The 25,896-nt window shown below is 69.7% G+C and carries 26 protein-coding genes and 1 tRNA gene; 18 read left to right on the top strand and 9 right to left on the bottom strand.

Translation table 11 applies throughout. The features are described 5' to 3' along the window. Positions 1–79 precede the first annotated feature (79 nt). The 6 genes from ACIQTP_RS06115 to ACIQTP_RS06090 all read left to right on the top strand — a co-directional run bounded on the left by ACIQTP_RS06115 (position 80) and on the right by ACIQTP_RS06090 (position 5,238). Entirely contained in the window at positions 80–670 is a 591-nt protein-coding gene (locus tag ACIQTP_RS06115; RefSeq protein ID WP_403396749.1) for a GAF domain-containing protein, read from the top strand. Between the two features lie 190 nt (positions 671–860). Next, positions 861–1,889 carry an L-threonine 3-dehydrogenase gene (tdh, locus tag ACIQTP_RS06110; protein ID WP_403396747.1) on the top strand — a complete coding sequence of 343 codons (1,029 nt, stop codon included), beginning with the start codon at positions 861–863 and terminating at the stop codon, positions 1,887–1,889. Positions 1,890–1,938: 49 nt separating this feature from the next. Next, positions 1,939–3,132, top strand: a complete 1,194-nt coding sequence (locus ACIQTP_RS06105; RefSeq protein WP_403396745.1) for a glycine C-acetyltransferase — start codon at positions 1,939–1,941, stop codon at positions 3,130–3,132. 31 nt (positions 3,133–3,163) lie between these two features. Continuing rightward, positions 3,164–4,069 (top strand): LysR family transcriptional regulator, encoded by a 906-nt coding sequence (locus ACIQTP_RS06100; protein WP_403396743.1) that lies wholly within the window; start codon positions 3,164–3,166, stop codon positions 4,067–4,069. Between the two features lie 60 nt (positions 4,070–4,129). Next, entirely contained in the window at positions 4,130–4,705 is a 576-nt protein-coding gene (locus ACIQTP_RS06095) for a helix-turn-helix domain-containing protein (protein ID WP_403396740.1), read from the top strand. Then, complete coding sequence (locus tag ACIQTP_RS06090; RefSeq protein ID WP_403396738.1) at positions 4,702–5,238, top strand: GNAT family N-acetyltransferase; 537 nt, start codon at positions 4,702–4,704, stop codon at positions 5,236–5,238. The genes ACIQTP_RS06095 and ACIQTP_RS06090 overlap by 4 nt, the downstream gene beginning before the upstream one ends. A gap of 22 nt (positions 5,239–5,260) precedes the next feature. On the opposite strand, the gene ACIQTP_RS06085 is transcribed toward ACIQTP_RS06090, so the two are convergent. From ACIQTP_RS06085 to ACIQTP_RS06075, 3 genes are read right to left on the bottom strand one after another with little or no spacing between them, the layout of a single operon-like run. After that, entirely contained in the window at positions 5,261–5,932 is a 672-nt protein-coding gene (locus tag ACIQTP_RS06085; protein WP_402048560.1) for a hypothetical protein, read from the bottom strand. Next, a complete protein-coding gene (locus ACIQTP_RS06080; RefSeq protein WP_403396735.1) occupies positions 5,932–6,537 on the bottom strand; it encodes an RNA polymerase sigma factor in 606 nt (201 codons plus the stop codon). The genes ACIQTP_RS06085 and ACIQTP_RS06080 overlap by 1 nt, the downstream gene beginning before the upstream one ends. After that, entirely contained in the window at positions 6,534–6,713 is a 180-nt protein-coding gene (locus ACIQTP_RS06075; protein WP_075030329.1) for a hypothetical protein, read from the bottom strand. The genes ACIQTP_RS06080 and ACIQTP_RS06075 overlap by 4 nt, the downstream gene beginning before the upstream one ends. A gap of 249 nt (positions 6,714–6,962) precedes the next feature. Here ACIQTP_RS06075 and ACIQTP_RS06070 point away from each other — a divergent pair, with 249 nt between their 5' ends. Beyond that, positions 6,963–7,322, top strand: a complete 360-nt coding sequence (locus ACIQTP_RS06070) for an MmcQ/YjbR family DNA-binding protein (RefSeq protein WP_168513756.1) — start codon at positions 6,963–6,965, stop codon at positions 7,320–7,322. Positions 7,323–7,371: 49 nt separating this feature from the next. Here ACIQTP_RS06070 and ACIQTP_RS06065 read toward each other — a convergent pair whose 3' ends face one another. Together ACIQTP_RS06065 and ACIQTP_RS06060 are read right to left on the bottom strand one after the other, a co-directional pair. Beyond that, positions 7,372–8,289, bottom strand: coding sequence for a transketolase family protein (locus ACIQTP_RS06065; RefSeq protein ID WP_403396733.1), 918 nt, complete (start codon positions 8,287–8,289; stop codon positions 7,372–7,374). A 100-nt stretch (positions 8,290–8,389) separates the two neighbouring features. Continuing rightward, positions 8,390–9,094 carry a transketolase gene (locus ACIQTP_RS06060; RefSeq protein WP_403396731.1) on the bottom strand — a complete coding sequence of 235 codons (705 nt, stop codon included), beginning with the start codon at positions 9,092–9,094 and terminating at the stop codon, positions 8,390–8,392. Positions 9,095–9,276: 182 nt separating this feature from the next. Here ACIQTP_RS06060 and ACIQTP_RS06055 point away from each other — a divergent pair. Beyond that, positions 9,277–9,353: transfer RNA gene (locus ACIQTP_RS06055), tRNA-Pro, on the top strand. A gap of 3 nt (positions 9,354–9,356) precedes the next feature. On the opposite strand, the gene ACIQTP_RS06050 is transcribed toward ACIQTP_RS06055, so the two are convergent. Further along, complete coding sequence (locus ACIQTP_RS06050) at positions 9,357–9,536, bottom strand: hypothetical protein (protein WP_403396729.1); 180 nt, start codon at positions 9,534–9,536, stop codon at positions 9,357–9,359. Between the two features lie 501 nt (positions 9,537–10,037). Here ACIQTP_RS06050 and ACIQTP_RS06045 point away from each other — a divergent pair. The 7 genes from ACIQTP_RS06045 (at position 10,038) to ACIQTP_RS06015 (ending at position 18,994) form a co-directional block, all read left to right on the top strand. Further along, complete coding sequence (locus tag ACIQTP_RS06045; RefSeq protein WP_403396727.1) at positions 10,038–11,852, top strand: ABC transporter ATP-binding protein; 1,815 nt, start codon at positions 10,038–10,040, stop codon at positions 11,850–11,852. Between the two features lie 362 nt (positions 11,853–12,214). Further along, on the top strand, positions 12,215–13,402 hold the full coding sequence (locus ACIQTP_RS06040; RefSeq protein ID WP_402048611.1) for a sensor histidine kinase: 1,188 nt from the start codon (positions 12,215–12,217) through the stop codon (positions 13,400–13,402). Continuing rightward, the gene (locus tag ACIQTP_RS06035; RefSeq protein ID WP_101402195.1) at positions 13,399–13,800 is read left to right on the top strand and encodes a roadblock/LC7 domain-containing protein; all 402 of its coding nucleotides are present in this window, start codon (positions 13,399–13,401) and stop codon (positions 13,798–13,800) included. Before ACIQTP_RS06040 ends, ACIQTP_RS06035 begins: the two co-directional genes overlap by 4 nt. Continuing rightward, entirely contained in the window at positions 13,797–14,174 is a 378-nt protein-coding gene (locus ACIQTP_RS06030) for a DUF742 domain-containing protein (protein WP_054232691.1), read from the top strand. The genes ACIQTP_RS06035 and ACIQTP_RS06030 overlap by 4 nt, the downstream gene beginning before the upstream one ends. After that, complete coding sequence (locus tag ACIQTP_RS06025) at positions 14,149–14,742, top strand: ATP/GTP-binding protein (protein ID WP_355586767.1); 594 nt, start codon at positions 14,149–14,151, stop codon at positions 14,740–14,742. The genes ACIQTP_RS06030 and ACIQTP_RS06025 overlap by 26 nt, the downstream gene beginning before the upstream one ends. 8 nt (positions 14,743–14,750) lie before the next feature. Continuing rightward, a complete protein-coding gene (locus ACIQTP_RS06020; RefSeq protein WP_403396724.1) occupies positions 14,751–16,097 on the top strand; it encodes a cytochrome P450 in 1,347 nt (448 codons plus the stop codon). A 395-nt stretch (positions 16,098–16,492) separates the two neighbouring features. After that, a complete protein-coding gene (locus ACIQTP_RS06015) occupies positions 16,493–18,994 on the top strand; it encodes a tryptophanase (RefSeq protein WP_403396722.1) in 2,502 nt (833 codons plus the stop codon). Positions 18,995–19,082: 88 nt separating this feature from the next. On the opposite strand, the gene ACIQTP_RS06010 is transcribed toward ACIQTP_RS06015, so the two are convergent. Together ACIQTP_RS06010 and ACIQTP_RS06005 are read right to left on the bottom strand one after the other, a co-directional pair. Next, complete coding sequence (locus ACIQTP_RS06010; RefSeq protein WP_403396721.1) at positions 19,083–19,247, bottom strand: hypothetical protein; 165 nt, start codon at positions 19,245–19,247, stop codon at positions 19,083–19,085. 404 nt (positions 19,248–19,651) lie between these two features. Further along, on the bottom strand, positions 19,652–20,179 hold the full coding sequence (locus ACIQTP_RS06005; RefSeq protein WP_060899080.1) for an NUDIX hydrolase family protein: 528 nt from the start codon (positions 20,177–20,179) through the stop codon (positions 19,652–19,654). 864 nt (positions 20,180–21,043) lie between these two features. Between ACIQTP_RS06005 and ACIQTP_RS06000 the strand changes: the two genes are divergently transcribed. Further along, positions 21,044–23,440, top strand: coding sequence for a M4 family metallopeptidase (locus tag ACIQTP_RS06000; RefSeq protein WP_403396719.1), 2,397 nt, complete (start codon positions 21,044–21,046; stop codon positions 23,438–23,440). A gap of 123 nt (positions 23,441–23,563) precedes the next feature. Here ACIQTP_RS06000 and ACIQTP_RS05995 read toward each other — a convergent pair whose 3' ends face one another. Continuing rightward, the gene (locus ACIQTP_RS05995; RefSeq protein WP_402048741.1) at positions 23,564–23,830 is read right to left on the bottom strand and encodes a metal-sensitive transcriptional regulator; all 267 of its coding nucleotides are present in this window, start codon (positions 23,828–23,830) and stop codon (positions 23,564–23,566) included. 709 nt (positions 23,831–24,539) lie between these two features. Here ACIQTP_RS05995 and ACIQTP_RS05990 point away from each other — a divergent pair. Further along, a complete protein-coding gene (locus ACIQTP_RS05990) occupies positions 24,540–25,040 on the top strand; it encodes an RNA polymerase sigma factor (protein ID WP_403396717.1) in 501 nt (166 codons plus the stop codon). Positions 25,041–25,142: 102 nt separating this feature from the next. Continuing rightward, positions 25,143–25,784 carry a hypothetical protein gene (locus ACIQTP_RS05985; RefSeq protein WP_403396715.1) on the top strand — a complete coding sequence of 214 codons (642 nt, stop codon included), beginning with the start codon at positions 25,143–25,145 and terminating at the stop codon, positions 25,782–25,784. Positions 25,785–25,896 lie beyond the last annotated feature (112 nt).

Genomic DNA, 25,896 nt, shown 5'->3' with positions numbered 1-25,896 from the left:
CCGAGCCCGCACCCGACCCACGTCCCCCGCCACGGAGCCCACACACCATGACGCCCGCCCCACGCCAGGGAGCCCGTAGATGAGTTACGACCCGCCGCGCCCGGCCGGTCGTCTGCTCCTGACCCCGGAGGACAAGGACGCCCCCGCCCGGGTCAGGCGGCTGCGCCGACTGGGCCTGGGGGAGCACACGGAACCCGCCTTCGACGCCTTCGCGGACCGGCTCGCCGAGGTCGCCGCGGTGCCGTACTCGATGGTCAACTTCATCGACGAGAACCGGCAGTTCTTCGCGGGCCTGCACACCCCGGACGGCAACGTCTCGGTCACCCGGCCGCTCCCGGTCGCCCCGGACGGCACCGTGAAGGTCGTCGGGCGCTACATGACACGCGACTACGGGTTCTGCCCCCATGTGGTCGTCCGCCGCAGGGCGCTGGTCCTGGAAGACGTCTGCGACTACCCGCGCTTCGCCGGCAACCCGGTCGTCGACGAGATCGGTGTCCGCTCCTACCTGGGCGCCCCGCTCATCGACCACACCGGCATCGCCCTCGGGACGATCTGCGTCGTCGACCTCGAACCGCGCCCGTGGGGGAAGGCGGGCCTGGAGACCATCAAGTCGATGGCGGCGGAACTGGTCGAGCAGATCGGGCGCAGGGAGGACACCGGGGGGATCTGACGCCCGCGGCCGGAGGCGTGAAAGAAAGCCCTGGCCGGAGGCGTGAAGGAAAGCTGCGGCAGCGCTTAAGAAATCCTCGATGGACCAACAGAGCCCCTGTGCGGCAGATTTCTCCGGGAAATCACCCCTCTCCCCGGTACGGGCCCCTTCCGCGTGCCCTGCTCCGGGACCTCACCACGGGAGCCGCAGCTTGAAGGCGCTGGTCAAGGAGAAGGCGGAGCCCGGGCTCTGGCTGACGGACGTCCCGGAACCGGAGATCGGCCCCGGCGACGTACTGATCAAGGTCCTCAGGACCGGGATCTGCGGCACCGACCTGCACATCCGCAACTGGGACGGCTGGGCGCGGCAGGCCGTCCGCACGCCGCTCGTCCTCGGCCACGAGTTCGTCGGAGAGGTCGTCGCGACCGGCCGCGACGTCGCCGAAATCAAGACGGGCGACCGGGTCAGCGGCGAGGGCCACCTCGTCTGCGGCAAGTGCCGCAACTGCCTGGCCGGGCGCCGCCACCTGTGCCGCGCCACGGTCGGCCTGGGCGTCGGCCGCGACGGCGCGTTCGCCGAGTACGTGGCTCTGCCCGCCGCCAACGTGTGGGTGCACCGGGTCCCGGTCGACCTCGACGTCGCCGCGATCTTCGACCCGTTCGGCAACGCCGTGCACACGGCGCTGTCCTTCCCCCTGGTCGGCGAGGACGTCCTCATCACGGGCGCGGGCCCGATCGGTCTGATGGCCGCGGCCGTGGCCCGGCACGCGGGTGCCCGCAACGTCGTCATCACCGACGTCAGCGAGGAGCGCCTCGACCTCGCCCGCAAGATCGGCGTCAGCCTCGCCCTGAACGTCGCGGAGTCGACCATCGCCGACGGGCAGCGCGCCCTCGGTCTGCGCGAGGGCTTCGACATCGGCCTGGAGATGTCCGGCCGCCCCGAGGCCATGCGCGACATGATCGCCAACATGACGCACGGCGGCCGGATCGCGATGCTCGGCCTGCCCGCCGAGGAGTTCCCGGTCGACTGGTCCCGGATCGTCACCTCCATGATCACGATCAAGGGCATCTACGGCCGTGAGATGTTCGAGACCTGGTACGCGATGTCCGTCCTCCTCGAAGGCGGCCTCGACCTCGCGCCGGTCATCACCGGCCGCTACGGCTACCGCGACTACGAGGCGGCCTTCGCGGACGCCGCGAGCGGCCGTGGTGGCAAGGTCATCCTCGACTGGAGCGCGTGAGCGTCCGCAAGAGCCACTCCGAACCGCGTAACCCTCTAGGAGCCCTTCCATGTTCGACTCCGTGCGCGACGACCTCCGCACCACCCTCGACGAGATCCGCGCCGCCGGTCTGCACAAGCCCGAGCGCGTCATCGGCACCCCGCAGTCCGCGACCGTGAGCGTCACCGCGGGCGGCCGCCCCGGCGAGGTCCTCAACTTCTGCGCGAACAACTACCTCGGCCTCGCCGACCACCCCGAGGTCGTCGCCGCCGCCCACGCGGCCCTCGACCGCTGGGGCTACGGCATGGCGTCCGTGCGCTTCATCTGCGGTACGCAGGAGGTGCACAAGGAGCTGGAGGCGCGGCTGTCCGCGTTCCTCGGCCAGGAGGACACGATCCTCTACTCCTCCTGCTTCGACGCCAACGGCGGCGTCTTCGAGACCCTGCTCGGTGCCGAGGACGCGGTCATCTCCGACGCCCTGAACCACGCCTCGATCATCGACGGCATCCGCCTCTCCAAGGCGCGCCGCTTCCGGTACGCCAACCGGGACATGGCCGACCTGGAGGCCCAGCTCAAGGAGGCCTCCGACGCGCGCCGCCGTCTGATCGTCACCGACGGCGTCTTCTCGATGGACGGCTATGTCGCGCCCCTGAAGGAGATCTGCGACCTCGCCGACCGCTACGACGCCATGGTCATGGTCGACGACTCGCACGCCGTCGGCTTCGTCGGCCCCGGCGGTCGCGGCACCCCCGAGCTGCACGGTGTCATGGACCGCGTCGACATCATCACCGGCACTCTCGGCAAGGCGCTCGGCGGCGCCTCCGGCGGCTATGTCGCCGCCCGCGCCGAGATCGTCGCCCTGCTGCGCCAGCGCTCCCGCCCGTACCTCTTCTCGAACACGCTCGCCCCGGTGATCGCGGCGGCTTCGCTGAAGGTGCTCGACCTGCTGGAGTCGGCCGACGACCTGCGCACCCGCCTCGCCGAGAACACCGCGCTGTTCCGTTCCCGGATGACCGCGGAGGGCTTCGACATCCTCCCCGGCGACCACGCGATCGCCCCCGTCATGATCGGCGACGCGACCGTCGCCGGACGCATGGCGGAGCTCCTGCTCGAGCGCGGCGTGTACGTGATCGGCTTCTCCTACCCGGTCGTCCCGCAGGGCCAGGCCCGGATCCGGGTCCAGCTCTCGGCCGCGCACTCGACGCAGGACGTGAACCGGGCGGTCGACGCGTTCGTGTCCGCCCGCGCGGAGCTCGAGGGCTGAAAGACGTCTGTGACCTGAGAGAATCGGTCGCATGATCGAAGCGCGGCGGCTCCACATCCTCCGTGCGGTGGCCGACCACCGCACGGTCACGGCGGCGGCCGCCGCGCTCTATCTCACCCCCTCTGCCGTCTCCCAGCAGCTGACCGCGCTGGAGCAGGAGACCGGCCACCGGCTCGTCGAGCGCGGTGCCAAGGGCGTACGGCTGACTCCGGCCGGCGAGATCCTGCTCAGCCACACCAACGAGGTGCTGGCCCAACTGGAGCGCGCCGAGGCGGAGTTGGCCGCGTACAGTGCGGGCTCGGCGGGCACGGTCACCGTCGCCTCCTTCGCGACCGGCATCGGCCTGGTGGTGGCCCCCGCGCTGGCCCGCCTGGCCCGCACGGCACCCGGCATCCACGTCCGCGTCCAGGACGCCGAGGGCGACGCCAGTCTGCCGATGGTGCTCGACCGGCTGGTCGACATCGCGGTCGCCGTCGAGTACCGGGGCGCCCCGGACGCGGACGACCCGCGCCTGACCCCCGTAGCCCTGTACGCCGAGCCCTTCGACGCGGTCGTCCCGCTCGGCCACCGGCTGGCCGACGCCGCCGAGGTCCCGCTCGCCGAGCTGGCCAAGGACCCGTGGATCGGCCCGTACCCCGGCAACCCCTGCCATGACGTGGTCGTCCTGGCCTGCGAGAACGCCGGATTCCAACCCCGTCTCGAACACTCCTCCGACGACTTCCGGGCCGTCGTCGCCCTCGCCTCGGCCGACGCGGGTGTCGCCCTGGTGCCGCGCTCCGCCCTGCGCGGCATGGACCTCACGGGCGTGCTGGTCCGACCGGTCGACGGCGTCGCGCCCACGCGCCGGGTCTTCGCGGCCGTACGCCGGGGCGCGGAGGGGCATCCGCTGATCCGCCCGGTGCTGGACGCGCTGGCGGAGGCCGCGACGGTGGACTGAGAGGAGCGGTCGCGGAGGCCCCCAAAGGGGTCATCCCACATTTGAGATAGCATCCCGAATATGGGAAACGATGGGGAACTCGATGTCGTCGATGTCCGGCTCGGGGCCCGGCTGGCCGAGCTGCGCTCCGAACGCGGCTGGTCCCTGGGGGAGTTGGCGGAGCGCAGTGGGGTCAGCCGCTCCACGCTGTCCCGTGCCGAGCGGGCCGAGATCAGCCCCACGGCCTCACTCCTGAACCGTCTGTGCGCCGTGTACGGACGCACCATGTCGCAGCTGCTCAGCGAGGTCGAGGCGGAGCCCGTCCCGGTGGTGCGGGCCGCCGACCAGACGGTCTGGGCCGACGAAGCCTCCGGATTCGTACGACGATCGGTGTCCCCGCCGCACGCGGGGCTGCGCGGCGAACTGGTCGAGGGGCGGCTCACGGCCGGTGCCGACATCGCCTACGACCGGCCTCCCGTGCCCGGCCTGGAGCAGCACATCTGGGTCCTCGGCGGAACGCTGGAGGTGACCGCGCAGGACGTCGAACACCGGCTCGGCACCGGTGATTGTCTGCGGCTGCGGGTGTGGGGGCCCACACGCTTCCGGTGCCCCGGCCCCGAGGGCGTACGGTACGCGCTGGTGGTGGTGCTGCCGTGACCACCGTCTCCCGGCTGGACGCCGAGCGCCTGCGCGCCTCGGCGGGCGAGTTGGCCGAGCTGTTGATCGACACCGTGGCGGGCGGGGCCTCGATCGGTTTTCTCGCCCCGTTGGAGCGGGCGGCTGCCGTCGCCTGGTGGGAGGAGCGCGTGGACGCGGTGTCGGCGGGGCGCCTCGCCGTGTGGGTGGCGCACACCGCGGACCGCGTCCTGGGGACCGTCAGCCTCGTCTTCCCCGACAAACCCAACAGCCGCCACCGCGCCGAGCTGGTGAAGCTGATGGTGCACCGCGACGGCCGCGGACAGGGCCTCGGCCGGGGCCTTTTGACCACCGCCGAGCGTGCGGCCGCCACCGCCGGAATCACCCTCCTGCACCTGGACACCGAGACCGGCAGCCCCGCCGAGTCCCTCTATCGCTCCGCGGGCTGGACCCGGCTCGGGGCGATACCCGACTACGCGGCGACGCCGTCGGGTGAGCTGCGCCCGACGACGATCTTCTACAAGCGGGTGGGAGCGACGGTCCCCGGCGCGTGAGGGCCGCCGCTCCCGGCCGCGGCTACAGCAGCGAGGTGAGGTGGCGCAGCTCCTTCACGAGAGGAGGCCGGGGGAGCGGGACGGTGCCGATCTCCGGGTGGTGCGGGCGGGCGATGTGCGGGTGGACGTGGTCGATGAACGCCGGGTTGACCAGGGGCGCGGTGACGCGGTCGCCGCACATGTAGGTGGGTTCGAAGTGCTCGCGCACCAGTTGGGTGCGCCAGTGGTCGGCGTCGTGGTACTCACCGCTGTGGGCGTGTTCGAGGAACAGGCAGTACTCGGCGACCTGGTGACCGACCCCGGCCGCGAAACGCCACCAGAAGCGTGCCCCGCTGCTGTCGCCCGCCACGTGCAGAAGACACGCGAAGACCAGGGCACCGGTCTTGTCCGCGTACTGGCTGTCGATGAACTCGCTCAGATGACGGTCGGCGTCCGGCCCGAACAGCACCAGCAGACTCACGGCGTTCAGGTCCCACCAGGCGCGGTCCGCGTCCGGGGTGCGGTCGTCCTCGGGGGTGGTCCACACGGCCCGGACGAGCGCGGCATCGGGGGTGCGCGGGCGGTGCCGGGCCGCCTGACGGCTGCGCAGACGGGCTTCGGCGGCCGCGAGGTCGTAGTCGGCGTAACGATCCTGCGTATGCGCTTTGGCCAACAGTTCGTCGATGGTGCGGCGGTCGGACGGCAGGGTGCTCATCAGGGGTTCTTCCCGTCGGAGTGCTCCGGGCAGCGGAGTTTGAGCAGGGTGGCGAGGCGCCGGCGTCCGGTACGGAGCTGGGAGCGGACGGTGGCCTCCTCGTTGCCCATGAGTACGGCGGCTTCGGCGGCCGTGAAACCTATGCCGTAGTAGAGGAGGATCGCGTCCCGCTGCCGCTCGCTGAGGGAGCCGACCGCGACGTACAGGGCGATGGCGTCGGTGAGCGTGTCGTACGGATCCTCGGCCGGATCGGCGAGCGCCGCCTCGAAGGCGGCGATCTCCATCAGCTCCGGGCGGCGCCGGCGCTTGCGGTGCATGTCGATGATGCGGCGCTTGAGGATCGTCCAGGCGTAGCCCTCCAGGTTCTCCATCCGCAGCATCCGCGGCCAGCGGTCCATGACCTGGTCGAAGGTCAGGTCCACGGCCTCCTCCGCGTCGGCGTCGGAGCCGAGCTGGAGATAGGCGTAGCGCATGTAGTCCTGACGGCGCTGATGGTGGAAACCCCAGTACGCCATCTGCGCGGTGGGGTCCCACTGGTCGATGGGTACCACCCGCGGTGAGCCGACGGCCCCGCTGGTCTCCTCCGGCCCGCCGTCGCCGCTCACGGGACGTCCCGGGTCGACTCGGCGGAGCGGGACGGGGCGCGGGTGCCGGTCAGTCCGGTGATGCCGATCCGTACGCCGGCCGTCAGGAGCCGACGGCAGCCGCGGACGACGTCCGGGCCGAACACCCTCAAGCCAAGCGCGATCTCGAACAACCACGCGGCAGCGCTCTGCTGCACGGGGTCCTCCCCTGTACCTGTGCTGATCGAAGGTGCCGTGTCCCCACCCCGGCACCAGAGGCACCATCCGCCTCCACCCATGAAGCGTCCGGGGTGACCCGAACGTGCAGCCGGTGCTCGAAGAATATTACGGTCGGTATCGGTCCGATTGCAGCTCGTTCAATCATCGACCATCTCGGGCGGGGAGCCGGGAGCGACCGAACCTGCCGGCCCCAGTCGATGTCAGTGCCATTGGCTACGGTGCGTCCCATGCCGGATGCCGAAGACGTACGCCGTACCGCCCTCTCCCTGCCGGACACCACGGAGAAGATCGCCTGGAGCATGCCCACCTTCCGGGTCGCGGGAAAGATGTTCGCCACGCTGCCCGAGGAGGAGACCTCCATCGCGGTGCGGTGCCCGAAGGAGGAGCGCGACGAACTCGTCCTGGCGGAGCCCGGCAAGTTCTGGATCGCCGACCACGAGGCGGGTTTCGCCTGGGTCAGGGTCCGGCTCGCCGCCCTGGAGAACGGCGACGAACTCCGTGACATCCTGGCCGACTCCTGGCGCCAGGCGGCTCCGCCCCGGCTGCTCGACGCCTACCCGGAGCTGGGACTTCCGAGGGCCGACTGACACGCATGTCCACACGGTTCCGCGCGGGGGCGGCCTCAGGGGCGCACTCTCAGGGGCGCGGTCGGCCCGAGGCGCTCAGGAAGCCGCCGATCCGCTCCCGCAGGGACCCCGCGTCGAGACCGTGCGCGGTCAGGTGCTCGTCGATGGTTCCGTACCGGCGCAGCTCACGCCGGCGGACGCCGAGGCCGAGGACACGGTGGGGTGCGTCGGCGAGCGCGTCGCCCGCGGCGGCCGTGGACGTACCGGCCAGATACGGCTCGACGAGGACGACGTCGGTGCCCGCCGCCTCCGTGGCGCGGCGCAGCGCCGCCCCGTCGAAGGGCCTCACGGTGGCCGCGTACAGGACGGTGACGTCGAGTCCCTCCGTGGCGGCGAGTACGGCGTCGAGCATCGGCCCGACGGCGACGACGACCCCTGCGCGCCCTTCCCGGACGGTGTGGAACCGGGTCCCGTCGACCGGCAGGCCCTGCGCGTTGGACTGCACGGACAACCGCACGTACACCTTGTCGTCCCCGGCGGCGACCGCCTGCCGCAGCAACTCCTCGGCCTCGTCCGGATGGCCGGGAACGTGCACGGTCCAGCCGTCCAGCGTGTCGAGCAGGGCCACGTCGCCGGGCGCCATGTGGGTGAAGCCTCCGGCGGGCCAGTCGAAGGACGCCGCCGCACTCACCAGCACCGCGCCCAGGTCCTGGTGTCCGAGGTCCAGCTTGACCTGCTCGAACGGCCGCTCCACGAGAAAGCTGGCGAAGGTGTGCACGACGGGCCGCAGGCCGGTCAGCGCCAGGCCCGCGCCCGCCCCGATCAGGAGCTGCTCGCGGATCCCGACGTTGATCACCCGATCGGGATGCCTGCGCCGGGCTTCCGCGAAGCCGTCCTTGCCGATCTCGGCGAGGACGACCGCGACCCGAGGGTCCTCGTCGAGCAGCCGCGTCATGACGGGGGCGAAACGATCACGCATGGTGTCCATGGAAGGGGTTCCTTTCAGTGGCGTATGGGATGAGGAGAGGGGAGCGTCCGGAGCCGCTGACGTCTTACGTGCCTCAGGTGCCGCACATGCCTCAGGTGTCTCAGGCGGACTTGGGCTCGACCCGGGCGACGACCACGTGCGGGCGACCCGGGTGGGGCGCGGCGAAGGCGGCGTACAGCGCCTCGTGGTCACGGCCGTCGACGGTCAGGGCGGACCAGCCCGCGGCCTCGAACCGGGCGGCGATACCGCCGGGCCGGGCATGGCTGGCGGAGGAGTTGTCGATCACCACGGTGTGCAGCCGGTCGAGACCGGCCGGCCCGGCGTACGCGATCGCCTCGTGGTTGCTGCCCTCGTCCAGCTCCGCGTCGCCGATCAGCACCCACACACGGGGCTCGCCCAGCCCCTGCGCGCGCAGGCCCAGCGCGGTGCCGACCGCGATCGGCAGCCCGTGCCCCAGCGACCCGCTGCCGATCTCGGCACCGGGTACCAGCACCCGGTCCGGGTGGTGTCCGAGCGGTGAGTCGTACGCGCCGAAGTCCGGCAGCCACTCCACGGGTACGAAGCCCTTGGCCGCGAGCACCGCGTAGTACGCCATCGGCCCGTGCCCCTTGGAGAGCAGGAACCGGTCCCGCTCCGGATCGTCCATCCGCTCGGGCGCGACCCGCAGCACCCGGTCGTAGAGCACCCACAGCGCGTCCAGCGTGGACGTCGCCGCGGGTCCGTGCTTCTCGTCGCCGGTCATCAGCCCCATGAGGCGGGGCAGGTCCTGGTACTGGTGGCGGCGGTCCGCCTCGATGATCGTCATGCCGACGATCGTGCAACCTCAATCGAACTTCAGGTCAAGCGTCGCCTCCGCGTCCTCCCCGCGCGGCCCCCTGGCCCCGCGCCCCGGTCGGCCCCGAATAAACGGATGCGCGACCATCGCCCCGAGTGCGGTATTGTTTCCGTGCGCGTTCGGCCAGGGGAAACCCCAGGTCAGGCGGGCAACGGGACGTGGCGCAGCTTGGTAGCGCACTTGACTGGGGGTCAAGGGGTCGCAGGTTCAAATCCTGTCGTCCCGACCAGCTTCACAGCAGGTCGGAGGCCGTCTTCTCGGCGATGAGGAGACGGCCTTTGTCGTGTCCGCCCGGGTGGGCGAGATCGAGCGTCTCGGGCTCGGGGAACGCCGGCGGATCCCGGGTGGCGGCCGGCAGGCCCGCGAGCTGGTCGGGATTCCGGAGCAGCAGCGCGGTTCCCGGAGCGATCATGTCGGCGCCGCGCGGTGGTGACGCCGGCGCGCCCTTGGAAGAACTCGTGCTCCTCGTAGGGCACCGCGAGCAGCTCACAGCTCATCAGCGACGGCAGGGGCAGGGAAAGGGCCGCGTTGAGGTGGGCGAGATTCGGTGGCCACGGTGCCCGCCTCGACGACGGCCAAGCCGCCCAGCTCTCTGACAGCCATCTCGTCCACGGCCCGCAAGGCGCACGCCTGTTCGGCCGGGGTCGCGCAGGCGTGCGACGTGCGCCGTTGGCCGATAAAAACGCTTGGACTGCGCGGGAGCCCTCGCGGGACACTGCGATTCCGGGCCCGCCGTACCCGCACGTGGGTGTCGCCGCGGGTCCGCGCGGGGCCCGTCGTCGTACCCCGCCTGTCGGAGGACGACCCGAGCGAACGCGCTCACTCGAAACCGAAGCTCCACACGGCCACTGAGGCAACGGAATCTCCCCGGAAAAGCACGCGGCAGGCTGCCGCACGACCACACAGGGTTGGGATGGGATCGCCTGAATCGCGCGAGGGCTCACCGGGCAAAGGCTCGGTGCTCCTCGCCCTTCGTTATTACGGACGGGAGTTGGCCCGGCTCCGACGGCTGACGGCCCCCGCGATGCTGATGCCGGCGCTCGGCAACATCGGCATCAACTACATCGCCCCTCTGATCGTCGCGAAGCTCGTCGGCCGGATCGCCGGCGACGCCGGTATCTCCATCGGCTCGACGCTGCCGTACGTCCTCGGCTTCGCCGGCGTCCTGCTGCTCGCGGAGATGCTGTGGCGCATCGGCCTGCACTGCCTGAACCGCCTCGACGCTCTCGGCATCGAGCAGTTGTACGTCATCGGCATGGACGAGCTGTTCGCCAAGGACGCCGCGTTCTTCCACGACAACTTCGCCGGGTCGCTGACCAAGCGGGTGCTGAGCTTCGCCTCCCGCTTCGAGGAGTTCGTCGACACGATGACGTTCCAGGTCGTGGGCAGCTTCGTGCCGCTCGTTTTCGGGGCGGTGGTGCTGTGGCGCTACGAACCGCTGCTCGTCGTCGGACTCCTGGCGATGATCGCGCTGACGGCGCTGTGCGTGCTGCCCCTCATCCGCCGCCGTCAGGCGCTCGTCGATCAGCGCGAGGAGGCGATCGCCCGGGTGTCGGGCCATGTCGCCGACAGCCTGATGAACATGGACACGGTCCGGGCGTTCGCCGCCGAGGAACGCGAGGCCGCCGAGCACCGGTCCCGTGTCGCGGCCTCGCGGCGGCTCATGCTGAGGTCGTGGGACTACGGCAACCTGCGCATCGACACACTGGTCGCGCCGATGTCCGTGCTGACCAACGCGCTGGGCCTGCTGCTCGCGGTCGCGCTCGGCGGAGGGAGTCACGGCGTCGAAGCGGTCGTGGTCGCCTTCACGTACTACAGCAACGCGACGCGGATCATGTTCGAGTTCAATCAGATCTACCGTCGCCTGGAAAGCTCGATGACGGAGGCCGCGCAGTTCACCGAACTGCTGCTGAAGCCGCCGACCGTGCTCGACCCGAAGACGCCGGAAGCGCTGCTGTCCCGGGCCGCCGACGTCCGCTTCGAGCAGGTGACCTTCGCCCACGCGGGCGCGGAGCCGCTCTTCGAGGGACTCGACCTGGCGGTGCCCAGCGGGGCGAAGATCGGTCTCGTCGGCCGGTCCGGCGGGGGCAAGACCACGCTGGCCCGGCTGCTGCTGCGGATGACGGACATCGACTCCGGCCGCATCCTGATCGGAGGCCAGGACATCAGCAGACTGCGCCAGGCCGACCTGCGCGGACTGATGGCCTACGTGCCGCAGGACCCGGCGATGTTCCACCGCACACTGCGGGACAACATCGCCTTCGCCCGGCCGGACGCCACCGAGGCCGAGATCCGTCGCGCGGCCGAGGCGGCGCATGTCACGGAGTTCGCCGACGCGCTGCCGGACGGCTTCGACACCATGGTGGGCGAGCGCGGGGTCAAGCTGTCCGGCGGACAGCGCCAGCGAGTCGCACTCGCCAGGGCGATCCTGCGCGACGCACCGATCCTGCTGCTCGACGAGGCGACCAGCGCGCTGGACTCCGAGAGCGAGATCCTCGTACAAGAGGCGCTGTGGCGGCTCATGGAGGGCCGGACCGCGCTCGTCGTGGCGCACCGGCTGAGCACGGTCGCCACCATGGACCGGCTTGTCGTCCTCGACCGCGGACGAATCATCGAGCAGGGCACGCATCAGGAACTGCTCGCGTCGGAAGGCGCCTACGCGAAGCTGTGGCAGCACCAGTCGGGCGGTTTCCTCGACGACAGCCAGGAGCCGGCCGACCTGTACTGAACGCGAGCCCGGCGGGCGTGGGGTTCCCCCCCCGCGCCCGCTCGGCGGTACCCGCTCCCCGATGTCCACTCCGGGCACTGATTGACGAAAGCCGCAGAGCCCCCTTTTCGGATGTCGTTGAGTACCTGACTACTCATCAATGTTCGCAAGTACTCCTCATATTGACGGTCCGTCACGACTTGGGGCGATGATACGATCGCCGCACTTGCCGAGCGGGCTATGTGCACAAAACGACTCTTCTGGCCAAACGACTCCTCTGGCCAACCGTGTGGCCCGGACGGTAAACCCTGCGCAGTGGGCTGTTTGGCCCACCGCGCTGACGGAATTCAGTAACTGGCTGTCAGTCGCTTGAAGAGAGTCTTATGACGCAATACATGCAGGACCCGGCTCTCTGGGCTCTTATCGCTGGTACTCCGCTTGCAGCTGCCGCCATTATTCGCGGAAAGCGTTCTGCGCGGAGTTTAAGGCAGGGAAATCAAGAACTCAGGGATCACTACGCTGAGCTTGAGAATCAATATTCGGCCTCGGTGAAGAAGGCTCAGGAGCAGGCCGAAGAAGCAACGAGAACCGCGCTCAAATCGGCGATGCGGACGCTTCAGGGTCTCGCCGCCGAACAGCAGCTGGCCATTTCCAAACTGCAGAGCAAGTATGGCGAGTCGGTGATTCTCCAGGACCTCCTGGAAATCGACCACATGAACTCGCAGTTCGGACGGCGCGCCCAGTCCATCGCGGTGCTCTGCGAAGGCTGGCTGGGACGGCAGCGTGACGTCGCGTCGGTTTACGACGTGGTCCGCAGCGCGCAGGGCAGAATCCGGCACTTCCAGCGGATCGAAATTCTTTCGCAGGTCGATTTCGCGGTCACCAACCGGGCCGTCGAACCGGTGGCGCTGGCCCTTGCCGAACTGCTCGACAACGCCACCAGCTACTCGGCACCGGAAACCAGTGTCGAGATCAATGTCCGTGCCGTGCCCAAGGGTATCTGCATCGTCGTCGACGACGCCGGTGTCGGCATGAACGAGGAGGAGAAGGCCCGAGCGGCGAAACTCCTTTCGAGTGAGCGGGCCTCGGGTGTTTCCGGGCTCGGCAATCCTCCGCAGTTCGGCTTCGCGGTGATCGGTGTGCTCTGTGAACGCTACGGCTTCACGGTGTCCGTCGACTCGACCTCTCCCTACGGGGGTGTGCGAGCGGTGGTCCTGCTGCCGGACGAGCTGCTCACCAGCATGCCGCAACCAAAGGAGCGAGCACAGACTGTGAGCACTGTTCCCTCGCTGAACCCGAGCGGCCCGGAACCCGCCGCGGCCGTGTCCACGACCGCCGACGGTCTTCCCAAGCGCCGCCGCAGGCGGGCCATGGCCATCGTGCCGCCGAGTTCCGACACCACGGGCGCCCCCATGACCACGGGCACCCCGATCCGCTCCGAAGAGGAGACCGCCTCGATCATGGGTGCCTTCCAGCGCGGCACGCAGTCCGGTCGAGCCGCGCTCCCGGAGCCTGCGGGCCGCACGGGCAACGCACATGACGCAAGCAGCGAAGGGCATGAGGTTTCGTGAACAACGATCTGTCATGGATGCTTGACGGCGTCCTGGAGATTCCCGGGGCTCTGCACGCGGTCCTGGTCTCCGCCGACGGGCTCTTGATGGCGTCCTCCAAGGGGGTCGGCAGGGACCATGCGGACACCGTCGCCGCCGCGATGAGCGGTGTGCAGTCACTGAGCCGCTCCATCGGGTTCTTCTGCGACGGATCCGATCTGAAGTGGCGCCAGACGCTCGTCGAGTTCGACGGTGGCTGGGTCTTCCTCATCTCCGCCGGTGACGGCGCCTACCTCGCGGTCTCGGCCTCTCCCAACGTCGAGATGGGGGAGATCACCTTCCGCATGCAGCAGCTCGTCGGCCAGCTGGGCAAGGCGCTGACGACTCCGCCGCGCGAGAACATCGGCGCACGCCAGTGACCGATTCCGAGCGGCAGGAGCCCGAGGCCGCGGAGTTAGTGCGGCCGTACGTCATCACCAATGGCCGGGACCTTCCCGACGGCGACCAGTTCTCCCTGATCACGCTGGTCACGGCGGCCGCCGACCATCAGCAGCGGCCGGCCCGGCTCTCTCCGGAGGAACAGAGCCTGCTGGAGATGTGCTCCGGCGGCTACCTCTCGGTCGCCGAGATCGCGGGACACCTGCGCCTGCCCATGGGCGTGGTGAAGATCCTTCTCAACGCCCTCGCCGAAGGCGGTTACCTCATCACGCGCGCGCCGGTGGCGCGCGCCCGCCTGGTCGACGAGCAGATTCTTCAGGAGGTGCTGGATGGTCTCCGGGCCCGTTTTGGATGAGAAGGCGTACGTCCGTGGTGGAGCGGCGCAGACCGCCGTGAAGATCCTGATCGTCGGGCACTTCGCGGTGGGCAAGACCACCTTCGTCGGGACGATGTCAGAGATTCCTCCGCTGTCCACGGAGGAGACGATGACACAGGCCGGCGAGGAGATCGACGACCTCAAGGGCGTCCGCGGCAAGACCACCACCACGGTGGCCATGGACTTCGGACGCCTCACGATCAGTGATCACGTCGTGCTGTACCTGTTCGGTACGCCGGGCCAGCAGCGGTTCGTGCAGATGTGGGAGGACATGGCGCGCGGCGCTCTCGGGGCGCTCGTGCTGGTCGACCCCGAGCGGCTGGCGGATTCCTTCGCCGTCATCGACCTGATCGAGCAGTACGGACTCGCCTACGCCATCGCCGTGAACCACTTCGACGGTACGCCGATGCGTGGTGAAGAGGCGCTGCGTGAGGCGCTGGACCTGCTCCCCGACACCCCGGTCGTCACCTGCGACGCTCGCGACGAGAATTCATCAGCAAGCGCCCTGATCACCCTCGTTCACTATTTGCAGGACCGTGCCCGCTAGGAGCAAGCATGAACACTGAATCCACCGCCCCCGTGCCACCACCCGGCTGCCCGGCTCATGCCACGGGTGAGCCGGTGCCGTTGCACGGGTCGGAGTTCGCGGCCGATCCGCAAGCCTATTACGAGTACATGCGTCACTACGGGCCGACCGCTCCGGTCGAACTCGCCCCCGGTGTCGAGGCGACCCTGGTCACGGATTACTCGGCGGCGCTCCAGCTGCTCCAGAACGCGGGTGCCTTCGGGAAGGACTCGCGCCGCTGGCGGGATTTCAACGAAGGTGCGATCAGTCCGGACAGTCCGGTGCTTCCGCTTCTGGTGTACCGGCCCAACGCCATGTTCAGTGACGGGGCCGACCACATGCGGCTGCGGCAGGCGATCACGGACAGCTTCGCGCGTGTCGATTCGCATTGGCTGAGCCAGAGCGCCGAGCGGGTCTCCAATTACCTCATCGCCCAGTTCCACACCCGCGGTTCGGCCGATCTGCTCAACGACTACGCCAAGCTGCTGCCGCTTTTCGTGTTCAACGAACTCTTCGGCTGCCCCGCGGAGATCGGCGACCGGGTCCTCTTCGGTATATCCGGCATTTTCGACGGTGTGAACGCCGAGAAGGCGAACGAGGTACTGGGCCAGGCGGTGGGCGAGCTGGTGGCCCTCAAGCGCTCCCGGCCCGGCGACGACGTCACCTCCTGGCTGATGCAGCATCAGGCACGCCTGACCAACGAGGAGATGGCCCACCAGCTCGTCCTGCTCCTGGGCGCCGGCGCGGAGCCGCTGCGCAACCTCATCTCCAACACCCTGCACCTGCTGCTGACCAACGACCGTTACGCGGCAGGCGGGTTGATCGAAGAGGCCATCGACACCACGCTGTGGAAGAACCCGCCCATGGCGAACTACGCGCCGCACTACCCGGCGGCCGACATGGAGTTCGGGGGACAGAAACTGGCGGCGGGCGACCTCGTGCTGGTCAGCTTCGCGGCCGCCAACACCGACCCGGCGCTCGCGGCGTCCCGTCACGCCTCCAGCAACCGCTCCCACCTGGCGTGGAGCGCGGGACCGCACGCCTGCCCGGCCAAGGACCCCGCCCGGCTCATCACCGTGACGGCCATCGAGAACCTCTTCAACCGGTTGCCCGACGTCGAACTGGCCGTGCCCGAGGACAGTCTGACGTGGCGTCCGGGTCCCTTCAACCGGGCGCTGGCCGCGCTTCCGGCCCGTTTCACCCCCGTACGTGCCACCCGGCAGCCCGACCCCCAGCACCGTCCGGAGACCGCGGCGCACAGCGACCAAGGAGGTGCGCAGGGCCGGCAGGAGCGTGGCGGGCTGTGGAGTTCGTTCCTGTCCTGGTGGAAGGCGTGAGATACGCAACAGCTGCCAACATCCCCGCACTGCATCAACGTTCAACCGGAGGGGTAGGGAAGAGCGCGGCAATCGTGTTGATCACAAGTTAAAGGAGGTGTCGTGGAGCCCTCGACCACAGACGCCACTTCAGCACAGCACTCCGCAGCCACGCGCCGTCCCCGACGACAGACTTCCCAAGGGAGCTTCGACCCCCGCGCCATACCCGTCGCACCACACATGCCGGATGGCGAGATACCCGCCCGCACAGGCGGGTATCTTTTTGCCCTCCTTCCCGGGCTCACCCGCCGGGAGGGCCGATGATCACCTCCCCCCGCACTGGGGGCGGCCCGGTCACGGCAACGCAACCGCTCGGCGGTTACGTGGCCGACCAGTTACTCCGACTGTGCCAAGCCATGGGTCTGGATCCGTCCGACGGCGAGATCTACGCGCGTGTCCTGACCGACTGTCTCGGTCCCGTCGCGGAACGTCCGTTGGACGAGCCGCCGACCTACCCGAGTTTCCTGTCCGACGACCACACGCCGGTGGAGTACTCCCTCGCCTTCGTGCCGGACGCGCCCCCCACCCTGCGCGTGCTGCTGGAACCGGGTTACGGTGCCGAAGGCCTGGCGGAGAACGGGCGCGTCGGACTGCGCGTGGTCCGGGCCATGGCGGAGCGCTGGGGCTTCGGCACCGACCAGCTCGACCGGCTGGAGGACCTGTTCTTCCCGCCGGCCCCCGAGGGCCCGCTGGCGCTGTGGCTGGCCCTGGAGTTGCGGCCCGGCGGAGTCCCCAAGGTCAAGGTCTATCTGAACCCGGCGGCGTCCGGAGCGGATCGGGCCGCCGAGACGGTGCGTGAGGCACTGGACAGGCTCGGCCACCGGCAGGCGTTCGCCGCGCTGCCCCGGGCCGACGGCTATCCGTTCTTCGCCCTCGACCTCGGGGACTGGGAGACACCCCGGGTGAAGGTCTACGTCACCCATCGGAACCTGGCCGCCGCCGACGCGGGTGAGCTGCCCCGCACGGACCCCGGCCCGCGGCCCGCGACCGTACGGGAGTTCCTGCGGGTCGCTGCGGGTCTCGACAGCTCGCCGCAGCACCCCGGCGCCGGGAAAGACATACGGCTGGAGGGGCGCCCCGTGCTCTCCTGCCACTCCTTCACCGAGTCCGGGACCGGCCTGCCGAGCGGCTTCACCCTCCACGTGCCGGTCAGGGACTACGTCCGGCACGACGGGGAGGCCTACGCGCGGGCGGTGGCCGTGCTGCGCCGACACGGCATGGACACCGCGGCGCTCGACCGGTCGCTGGCGACCGTCACCTCGCGGCTGCTGCACGACGGCGTGGGGCTCATCGCCTATCTGGCGCTGGTGTACGAGCGTGGCCGACCGCCCCGTGTGACCGCGTACATCTCCTCGGAGGCGTACGCGGTACGGCCGCCGTTGCCGGCTCAGCCGCCCCCTCAGACGTTCTCCCCCCATCGCGCGGCGGGTACCGAGCCGCGCGAGACCCTCCACTCAGTAGGAAACGGAAAGGCAGGAGCAGAAATCAGGATGGAGCCGTACCGGATCAAGGTCGTCGAACCTATCCCGCTCACGACCCCCCAGCAGCGCAAGGCGGCACTCGAACGAGTGCACTACAACCTGTTCGATCTGCGCGCGGAGGAGGTGACCATCGATCTGCTGAGCGACTCGGGGACCGGTGCGCTGTCCTCGGCGCAGCTCGCCGTGGGCATGGCCGGTGACGAGTCCTACGCGGGCTCGCGATCCTTCTACCGTTTCCGGGACACGGTGGCGGAACTGACCGGCTTCAGCCACATCCTGCCGGCCCACCAAGGGCGCGCGGCGGAACGACTCCTGTTCTCCAACCTCCTCAAGCCCGGCGACACCGTCCTGTCCAACACGCACTTCGACACCACCCGCGCCAATGTGGAGCTGGCGGGCTGTGTGGCCCGCGACCTGCCCTGCGCCGAGGCGCGGAACCTGGACAGCGCGGCGCCCTTCAAGGGGAACATCGACCTCGAGGCCCTGGAGCGGGGACTGACCGAGACGACCGGCTCGCGTGTCGCCGCGGTCGTCATGACCATCACCAACAACGGCGGTGGCGGTCAGCCCGTCTCCATGGAGAACCTGAAGCGGACCTCCGAACTCTGCCGCCGGCACGGCGTCCCCCTGATCCTGGACGCCGCACGGTTCGCCGAGAACGCCTGGCTGGTCACCCGGCACGAGGCGGCCTACAAGGACCGCACCCCGCGCCAGGTCGCCGAAGAAGCGTTCCGGCTGGCCGACGGCTGTGTGATGAGCGCCAAGAAGGACGGCATCGTCCACATCGGCGGCTTCATCGGACTGAACGATCCGGAACTCGCCCAGAAGTGCGAACTCCTCCTCATCGCCACCGAGGGGTTCCCCACCTACGGGGGGCTGGCCGGACGCGACCTCGACATGATCGCCCAGGGCCTCCAGGAGGTGACCGAACCTTCCTACCTCGCGGAGCGGGCGGAGAGCGCCGACCACCTGGCCGGGCGGGTCCGCGCCGCCGGCGTGGACATCCTCGAGCCGCCCGGTCTGCACGCCATCTACCTCAACGCGGGCCGGCTGCTGCCCCACATACCGCCCCACCAGTACCCCGGCCACGCCCTCGCCTGCCGGCTCTACCTGGAGGGCGGCATCCGGTCGGCCGAACTGGGTTCGCTGTACCTCGGAGAGGAGGACGAGGACGGGAACCCGGTGAAGAGCCCGCCGTACGAGCTGGTGAGGCTGGCGCTGCCGCGCCGCGTCTACACGCGCAGCCACTACGACCACGTCGGCAGAACCCTGGAGACCATCGCCAAGAACGCGGACTCCGTGCACGGCTACCGGATCGTGGAACAGTCCCCGATCCTGCGGCACTTCCGTGCCAAGCTCCAGCCGGTGACCGCCTAGCGGGCGGGGTGACTGCGCTCTGAGGCCGATGCCCGGTCACGTCGATCTCGACGTGACCGGGCATCGGCTCGTCGCTGCTCGGCCGCTCCTACCCGAAGTGGCTGTCGGTGCTCTCCCCGTCCTCCGTGGCCGCGTGGGCGACACAGCGGAAGGCGCGCAGTGCGTCGGCCCACTGCTGGGCGGTCGGCGGCAGGATGTCCGTGCCCCACCGGCCGGTGACGGCCCGTCCGGCGGCCGTTCTGGACTTCAGCATGACCTCCCCTGGAGGTGCAGACGATCCCCCAGGGAGCCGCCGGGGCACAGTTCGAGCACCATGTACGGGCGGTTGTCGCCGAATACTCCGGCGTCGTACACCGGGACCACGTGCGGATCCCGGACAGCTGCCCGGCGGCGGTGACCTCCCGCATGAACCGCTGCCGGTCGCGGGGCGAGTCGAGCACCCTGCTGTCCACCTTGAGCGCCACCTCGCGGCCCACGGCCAGCTGCCGCGCCCGGTACACCGTGGCGAACCCGCCCTGGCCCAGGACCTCCTGGATCTCGTACCCGGCCAGTCGCATCCGTTCGAACCGCATCGTGCCCGTCATCCCCCAGCGCAGGAACACCCCCGCGGCAGCATGTCTGACCGGGGACCGCGCCGACTTCAGCGGAGGCCCGAAGTCAGGACAGCCGGCCCACGTGGGCCAGGGCCTGCTTGAGGAGGGCGCCGTGGCCGCCCGGCATCTCGCCCAGGACCGCGGGTGACGAGGCCTCCTCGGGGCTGAACCAGACCAGGTCGAGGGCGTCCTGCCGGGGGCGGCAGTCGCCCGTCACCGGGACGATGTAGGCGAGGGAGACCGCGTGCTGGCGGGGGTCGTGGAACGGGGTGACACCCACCGTGGGGAAGTACTCGGCGACGGTGAAGGGCTGTAGCGAGGTCGGGATGCGGGGGAGCGCCACCGGGCCGAGGTCCTTCTCCAGGTGGCGCAGGAGGGCGTCCCTGACCCGCTCGTGGTGCAGCACCCGGCCCGAGACGACGGTGCGGCTGACCGTCCCGTCCGGCCCAATGCGCAGCAGCAGTCCGATGCTGGTGACTTCGCCGTTGTCGTCGACGCGGACCGGTACGGCCTCGACGTACAGGATCGGCATGCGTGCGCGCGCGCTTTCGAGTTCGTCGGGCGTCAGCCAGCCCGGCGTGGTCTCGGTCATGTCAGACATTGGGTGATCATACTTTCAACCCTTCCGGATCCGCGCACAGCGCTCGTCGTGGTGTCTGGTGGCCATTGTCACCACCCACAACGTGCGGGTGGTCGTCTTCACCACCCACAACGTGCGCGCGGCGGAACGGATACGCCGACCGGCCGGATCGGTAGGGAAAGCCGTCGGACGAGCAGGGCAGACGTCGGATCGGCAGGGCAGCCGTCGCGTCAGTAGGGCAGCAGGCGGCCCGACGGCGTCCTGCGGTCGATCGTCACCTCGCGCCCGGTGGCGGGGCGACGGCTGGGGCGAATGCGGATCTGGCGGTTCATGGCGGCCTCCTCGGACTCGTACAACCAGCTTCCACGCCGCCGCGCTCACGCGCGTCGTGCTCACGGGCCACCCGCACCTCTCCCTGAGGAGCAGATGCGCGACCCGGTCGTACTACCAAGGAGGGATGCCGACCCTGGGGCACGGTCCGGCGCGATGCCGTGCTCTCCGGGCTTATCCCCGTTCCGCCTTCGCGTATTCCGTCGCCATGCCATCGGCGAAGTCGCGGCCGGTGAGGTGGACGTCCTCGAGGTGGCCGCGAGGGCCGCCGGGCGCCGCCATCCGAGTGAAGGCGGCCTCCTGTGCGCCCCGGGTGAACCTCGTCCGTGCGCCCCACGTGAACGTGGGCGAGGGTTAACCCTCGATTGCCCCCGACCTGAATGACATGTCTGGGTCAAGCTGCCATTCTTCTTCCTCACCTGCCGGACAGGCCTCACACGGTCTGCGCAGGGGCCCCGCACTGCTCAGCTCGTCCCGGCCAGCACATCCCGTCTGCCCGGGTCTGTCACCGGCCGTCGACGCGCGGCCGCAGCAGTAGGAGTACGAGTGAGACGAATCCCCCGTCAGGCGGCCGCAGCCGGAGCGCTGGCGGCCACCGCCGCGTTCCTGGCCGTCGGCATACAGACGGTCCCCGCGGCCGCCAAGCCTGCCGCCCCCCACCCCAGTCCGCTGCGCTCCGGAGGACTGGAGGCCAAGCTCACCCCCGCCCAGCACTCGGCCCTGCTGAAGAGCGCGGCACAGAAGACCACGGCGACCGCCGGCACCCTGGGCCTCGGGGCCAAGGAGAAGCTGGTCGTCAAGGACGTCGTCAAGGACCAGGACGGTACGCTCCACACCCGCTACGAGCGCACCTACGCCGGTCTGCCGGTGCTGGGCGGCGACGTGATCGTGCACACCCCGCCGGCCTCCCTCGCCGTCGGCACGGTGAGCAGCACCTTCAACAACAAGCGGACCATCAAGGTCGCTTCCACCACCGCGACCTTCACCAAGTCCGCCGCCGCGAGCAAGGCGCTGAAGGCCGCCAAGTCCCTGGCCGCCGAGAAGCCCACCACCGACAGTGCCCGCAAGGTGATCTGGGCCGGCAGCGGCACCCCGAAGCTTGCCTGGGAGACCGTGATCGGCGGTCTCCAGGACGACGGCACCCCGAGCCAGCTGCACGTCGTCACCGACGCCACCACCGGCCAGGAGCTCTACCGCTACCAGGGCATCAAGACCGGTACGGGCAACACCCAGTACAGCGGCACGGTCACGCTGAACACCACGCTGTCCGGTTCGACGTACCAGCTGTACGACACCACGCGGGGCGGCCACAAGACGTACAGCCTCAACAACGGCACGTCGGGCACGGGCACGTTGATGACCGACTCCGACGACACGTGGGGCACCGGAGCCGGCTCGAACACCCAGACCGCCGGCGCGGACGCCGCCTATGGCGCACAGGAGACCTGGGACTTCTACAAGAACACGTTCGGCCGCAGCGGCATCAAGAACGACGGGGTCGCGGCCTACTCGCGCGTCCACTACAGCTCGGCGTACGTCAACGCCTTCTGGGACGACAGCTGCTTCTGCATGACCTACGGCGACGGTTCGGGCGGCACCCACGCGCTCACCTCGCTCGACGTGGCCGGCCACGAGATGAGCCACGGCGTCACCTCCAATACGGCGGGCCTGGACTACACCGGTGAGTCCGGCGGCCTCAACGAGGCGACCTCCGACATCTTCGGCACCGGCGTCGAGTTCTACGCCAACAACGCCTCCGACGTCGGCGACTACCTCATCGGCGAGAAGATCGACATCAACGGCGACGGCACGCCGCTGCGTTACATGGACAAGCCGAGCAAGGACGGCGGCTCCGCGGACAGTTGGTACTCCGGCGTCGGCAACCTGGACGTCCACTACTCCTCGGGCCCGGCGAACCACATGTTCTACCTGCTCTCCGAGGGCAGCGGCACCAAGGTCATCAACGGCGTCACGTACAACAGCACGACCTCCGACGGAGTCGCCGTCGCGGGCATCGGCCGGGCCGCGGCCCTGCAGATCTGGTACAAGGCGCTGACGTCGTACATGACGTCCAGCACCAACTACGCGGGCGCCCGCACCGCCGCCCTGAACGCGGCCACCGCCCTGTACGGCGCGAGCTCCACCCAGTACGCGGGGGTGGCGAACGCCTTCGCGGGCATCAACGTCGGCAGCCATGTCACGCCGCCGTCGAGCGGGGTGACCGTCACCAACCCGGGCAGTCAGTCCTCCACCGTCGGCACCGCGGTGAGTCTTCAGGTCTCGGCCAGCAGCACCAACACCGGCTCGCTGAGCTACGCCGCGACCGGGCTGCCCACCGGCCTGTCGATCAACAGCTCCACCGGAGCGATCACCGGTACGCCGACCACCGCCGGGACGTACAGCACCACGGTCACCGTGACCGACAGCACCGGAGCCACCGGAACCGCGTCCTTCACCTGGACCGTCAGCTCCTCCGGGGGCGGCGGCACCTGCACCTCGACCCAGTTGCTCGGCAACCCGGGCTTCGAGTCCGGCAACACCACCTGGACCGCGACCAGCGGCGTGATCACCAACTCCAGCAGCCAGGCGGCGCACGCCGGTTCGTACAAGGCGTGGCTGGACGGCTACGGCTCGACGCACACCGACACGCTCTCCCAGTCGGTGACGATCCCGTCCGGCTGCAAGGCCAGCTTCACCTTCTACCTGCACATCGACACCGCGGAGACCACCACCAGCACCGCGTACGACAAGCTGACGGTCACCGCCGGCACCACCACGCTGGCGACGTACTCCAACCTCAACAAGGCAACGGGGTACACGCAGAAGACCTTCGACCTGTCCTCGTTCGCCGGTACCACCGTCGCCCTGAAGTTCAGCGGCGTCGAGGACTCCTCGCTCCAGACCAGCTTCGTCGTCGACGACACCGCCGTCACGACCAGCTGATCGATCCGATCGACACCGTCTGACGCCTCCCCGGCAACAGCCGCGGCGTGGGTCACCCGCCAGGGTGGCCCACGCCGCGTCGGTGTGTCGTCGTTCCCGTGATGTCGTCGTTCCCGCGCAGGTTCAGGCGAGGGCGAGGAAGAGCTTCTCGAGTTCGGCCTCGGACATCGGGGGCGTCTCGTCGTCGGCCGTGGCCAGGCACTGGCGCATCCCGCTGGCGATGATCTTGAATCCGGCCCGGTCGAGGGCGCGGGAGACGGCGGCGAGTTGGGTGACCACGTCCTTGCAGTCGCGGCCGGCCTCGATCATGGCGATGACGCCGGCGAGCTGCCCCTGGGCGCGGCGCAGGCGGTTGAGGATCGCGGTACTGGCTTCCTCGTCGACGGACATGGCCATGGGGTGGCTCCTCCTCGGGGTGGTGCCGTTCAGTTTACCCCCTGGGGTATCAAGGGGGGCGGCCGTCCGGGAGGCCACCAGTCGGCCCGCCCGGTCCGATGACCTTCTTTATCGCGAGATCGTCAACCGGCCGGTGCGCCCGGGCGACCCTTGGAGGAGTCCGCCGAGGGGGCGAGAGTGCCGAGCCCGGCGGCGAGAACGAGCCAGACGGCGGCGACGACTTTCGGGGTGGCGGTGGCCCCTCGGGGTGGCCCGGCCCGTTCCCGGGCCCTCGCCGTGGTCCGAGGTCGGCCCCCGGGTGCCCGTCCGCGGTCGAGGATTTTGGCGCGATCGACCCCCGCGCCGTTGAGGCGGATGTGATTTCGGCCCCCTTTTGGTGCGGTCTCCCTCATGGCGTGACGTTTCCGCAGACGTGAGGTGCCGCAAGTGCATGCATGAAATGTGTAGCACGGTATGAGGTACGCCGGAACGTAGTCCTCCGTTTTCCATGCGGATGAGTGGTCCGTATTCCCGCTGGTTTGTTGGTGTGTTGACTCGGAAAAGAACCTTCGCGACGGGTGGGGATAGGCCGTGCGAATTTTCTGATTCGCACCAGGGAATCAAGCTCGGGGCCATGAATCACAGGGAATTGCTAGACCACTTAGATGAGTGCGGAATTGTTGATCGAGCAATTGATCGAGCAAGCCACGAATGCCAGGAAGAGGTGCGGCGGGATTTCTCCTGGGATGTGATCGCCAGTCACCGGGAGCGACTGATGAGGCTGGTCCGCCGCCGGCTGCCGAATGCTCAGGACGCGGAGGACTGCGTTCAGGAAGCGATGCTCAGAGCGGCCGCCCACGGCAATCTCGACCAGGACCGGATCGGTCCCTTTCTGACCTCGGTCGCCCTGCGTCTTTGTGTGGACCACTACCGCGAACTGGAGCGGAGGCGGCGGCTGTTGCGCCGCGCGGCGGACGTGGGCGGACCCGAGCTGCCGGACGAAGGCGTGTGCGACCAGGACTTCGGGCGCTGGCTGCTCGGCCAGGTGCACCTGCTGCGGGGCCGGGAGCGACAGGTGGTCCTCGCCCGCGCCCACGGGATCTCCACGCTGGAATTCGCCCGCATGCACCAGATCTCGGTCAAGGCGGCCGAAGGCGCGTTCACCCGGGGGCGGGCTCGGCTGCGGCTGGTCTGCGCCAGGGCCCTCGACGGCGCCGCGGCATAACGGATTTCCGCCTTCCTTCCGCGTCCGGCGCAGGCCGGGAGCGGGGGACGAAAACGGCTCCCGAATTCCGGGAGTGCGGATGAGATGGAAAGGGTAGTGACCGTGAGCAAGAATAACACCCAGGACACCATCAAGGATTTCATCGGCGATATCGCCGACAGCACCAAGAAGGCATTCGACGAAATTCTCGACCGGAAAGGCGGTGACACGCATTCCGTGGACTGGATCACCGCGGGAAATCCCTATCAGGCGCTGAACGGACTTCCCGGCGATGTGCTGCGGACGGTGAGCGCGCTGTCCGCCCTCGGCGGCGTGGCCAACCCCGTGGCCGCCCTCGCCAACGCGGCCAACGCCGCGGCCGGCCTCGGCGCCGCCAACCCGCTGGCCGCGCTCGCCGGCGCGGCCCCCAACCCGCTGGCCGCACTGGGCGGTGGGGCGCCCAATCCGCTCGCGGCCCTCACGGGCGGCGGCGCGAACCCGCTCGGCGCCCTCGGCGGTGCCAATCCGCTCGGCGCCCTCGGTGGTGCCAATCCGCTGGGCGCCCTCGGACAGGTCGCCGGCGGGGCGGCCTCGGCCGTCTCGGGCGCGGCCGACATGGCGGACGGCCTGGCCGCACTGCCCCGGCAGATCGCCCAGCTCTCCGAGCTCGTCGCCTCCCTGGTGAACGTGCTGGAGGGCGTCCAGGGGGTGGCAGGCGCCATGGCGGGCGCCGGGCGGGCACCGGCGGCGAGGAAGAGCGGCTGAGCCGCCGCTGATCCGGGGCTCCACCGGGCGCGTACCGCCTCACCTCGGGTGAGTGATCGCGCCGCATGACCCACGTGCGTGGGCGATCGCACGGATGACCGACGGAACTCGT

Origin of the sequence: Streptomyces sp. NPDC090798 (assembly GCF_044768965.1) — a bacterium.
In the GTDB taxonomy this organism is placed as follows: domain Bacteria; phylum Actinomycetota; class Actinomycetes; order Streptomycetales; family Streptomycetaceae; genus Streptomyces.
The sequence above is the reverse complement of the archived record's forward strand: the minus strand, read 5'-3'. Positions and strand labels throughout refer to the sequence as shown.

Excerpts from the sequence above, each read along its gene's own strand:
- ACIQTP_RS06115 (WP_403396749.1), top strand. The coding sequence starts at position 80 with ATGAGTTACGACCCGCCGCGCCCGGCCGGTCGTCTGCTCCTGACCCCG.
- ACIQTP_RS06105 (WP_403396745.1), top strand. The coding sequence starts at position 1,939 with ATGTTCGACTCCGTGCGCGACGACCTCCGCACCACCCTCGACGAGATC.
- ACIQTP_RS06100 (WP_403396743.1), top strand. The coding sequence starts at position 3,164 with ATGATCGAAGCGCGGCGGCTCCACATCCTCCGTGCGGTGGCCGACCAC.
- ACIQTP_RS06095 (WP_403396740.1), top strand. The coding sequence starts at position 4,130 with ATGGGAAACGATGGGGAACTCGATGTCGTCGATGTCCGGCTCGGGGCC.
- ACIQTP_RS06085 (WP_402048560.1), bottom strand. The coding sequence starts at position 5,932 with ATGAGCACCCTGCCGTCCGACCGCCGCACCATCGACGAACTGTTGGCC.
- ACIQTP_RS06070 (WP_168513756.1), top strand. The coding sequence starts at position 6,963 with ATGCCGGATGCCGAAGACGTACGCCGTACCGCCCTCTCCCTGCCGGAC.
- ACIQTP_RS06065 (WP_403396733.1), bottom strand. The coding sequence starts at position 8,289 with ATGGACACCATGCGTGATCGTTTCGCCCCCGTCATGACGCGGCTGCTC.
- ACIQTP_RS06060 (WP_403396731.1), bottom strand. The coding sequence starts at position 9,094 with ATGACGATCATCGAGGCGGACCGCCGCCACCAGTACCAGGACCTGCCC.
- ACIQTP_RS06050 (WP_403396729.1), bottom strand. The coding sequence starts at position 9,536 with ATGATCGCTCCGGGAACCGCGCTGCTGCTCCGGAATCCCGACCAGCTC.
- ACIQTP_RS06045 (WP_403396727.1), top strand. The coding sequence starts at position 10,038 with ATGGGATCGCCTGAATCGCGCGAGGGCTCACCGGGCAAAGGCTCGGTG.
- ACIQTP_RS06040 (WP_402048611.1), top strand. The coding sequence starts at position 12,215 with ATGACGCAATACATGCAGGACCCGGCTCTCTGGGCTCTTATCGCTGGT.
- ACIQTP_RS06025 (WP_355586767.1), top strand. The coding sequence starts at position 14,149 with ATGGTCTCCGGGCCCGTTTTGGATGAGAAGGCGTACGTCCGTGGTGGA.
- ACIQTP_RS06020 (WP_403396724.1), top strand. The coding sequence starts at position 14,751 with ATGAACACTGAATCCACCGCCCCCGTGCCACCACCCGGCTGCCCGGCT.
- ACIQTP_RS06015 (WP_403396722.1), top strand. The coding sequence starts at position 16,493 with ATGGGTCTGGATCCGTCCGACGGCGAGATCTACGCGCGTGTCCTGACC.
- ACIQTP_RS06010 (WP_403396721.1), bottom strand. The coding sequence starts at position 19,247 with ATGCTGAAGTCCAGAACGGCCGCCGGACGGGCCGTCACCGGCCGGTGG.
- ACIQTP_RS06005 (WP_060899080.1), bottom strand. The coding sequence starts at position 20,179 with ATGACCGAGACCACGCCGGGCTGGCTGACGCCCGACGAACTCGAAAGC.
- ACIQTP_RS05995 (WP_402048741.1), bottom strand. The coding sequence starts at position 23,830 with ATGTCCGTCGACGAGGAAGCCAGTACCGCGATCCTCAACCGCCTGCGC.